We start from the raw sequence: 1,514 nt of genomic DNA, 5'->3' as shown, positions 1-1,514 counted from the left end.
CAGTCCGTGGTGGACATGCGGCTCAAGCCCGGACGCGCGGCCGAGCGTCTGGGCCTGACCGTACGGCAGGTCCAACGTCTGGTAGTCCGTTACCGCGAGTCCGGTGCGTCCGGACTGAGCTCGCGCAAGCGTGGCCGGCAAGGTAACCGGCGTCTGGACGAGAGTCTGGCCCAGCGGGCTCTGGCGATCATCCGTGAGCGCTATGCCGATTTCGGGCCGACGCTGGCCTCCGAGAAGCTGTACGAATGTCACGGCATCCGGCTCGCCAGGGAGACGGTCAGGCGGTTGATGACGGATGCCGGGCTGTGGATTCCGCGCCGGCAGCGGCCGCCCAGGATCTACCAGCCGCGGGCCCGTCGTGCGTGCCTGGGCGAACTGATCCAGATCGATGGCAGCGATCACCGGTGGTTCGAGGAACGGGCGCCGGCCTGCACGCTGCTGGTGTACGTCGACGATGCGACCAGCCGGCTGATGCATCTGCACTTCACGGCGAGTGAATCGACGTTCAGCTATTTCGAGGCGACGCGCGCGTACATCGAATGCCACGGCAAGCCCGGCGCGTTCTACAGCGACAAGGCGAGCGTGTTTCGCAGTGGCAAAGCCCATGAAACCGGCAGCAGCGTGACGCATTTCGGCCGGGCGATGTACGAACTGAACATCGACACGTTCTGCGCGAACAGCAGTTCCGCGAAGGGCCGCGTCGAGCGCGCCCACCTGACGCTGCAGGACCGGCTGGTCAAGGAGCTGCGGCTGCGCGGCATCAGCACGGTGGCTGATGCCAATGCGTATGCGCCCTCCTTCATCGCGGCCTACAACGCGCGGTTTGCCAGGGCGCCGAAGAGTGCGTTCGATGCGCACCGGCCGCTGCGGGCTGACGAGAATCTCGACCTGCTGATGACGTGGCGCGAGACGCGACGTGTGACGAAGTCGCTGACGGTGCAGTACGACCGCGTGATGTACCTGCTGGATGACACGGCGGAGAACCGGAAACTGATCCACCGCTACATCGACGTGTGGGAGTACCCGGACGGACGCATCGAGATCCGCGCCGATGGTCGCGTGTTGCCGAGCCGGCAATACGACAGACTGGCCGAGATCGATAGCGGCACGGTGGTGGAACACAAACGGCTGGGTCACGTACTGCAGGTCGCGCAGGTGATCCAGGCGCAACGCGACAACCGGCGCATCTCCGGCTCCCCTGCGCGCACGAATCAGGGACAACCGGTTCGGGCAACGGAACGCGCGCAGGGCACGAAGAAGCAGCGTGAATTCACACAGGATGACATCAACGGTGTGATCACGGAACTGGCACAACGCAGGCAGCCGAAGCAAAAACGCAAACCCGGCCGTCGGTCTGCAAAGTCGGTCGAAACAGACGTAAGCGCCCTGCCCGTTCAGGCGCCCTCCTTCGACACTGCGTGATCGGTGACCCATGAAAGACAGACCTTTTAACCCCTAAAAACACGACATCTGTATTTAGCTGCCGCCACGACATCTTGAAATGGCTATGACAT

The 1,514-nt window shown here is 63.7% G+C and carries 1 protein-coding gene; it reads left to right on the top strand.

Annotation, left to right across the window (positions count from 1 at the left end):
- A partial coding sequence (locus P3T21_RS38370; protein ID WP_429261052.1) for an ISNCY family transposase occupies positions 1 to 1,422 on the top strand: 1,422 nt, incomplete at its 5' end.
- Positions 1,423 to 1,514: the final 92 nt, after the last annotated feature.

Origin of the sequence: Paraburkholderia sp. GAS334 (assembly GCF_050436625.1) — a bacterium.
Classification (GTDB): Bacteria; Pseudomonadota; Gammaproteobacteria; order Burkholderiales; family Burkholderiaceae; genus Paraburkholderia.
Note: the sequence above shows the minus strand (reverse complement) of the source record. Positions and strands in the feature narration are given on the sequence as shown.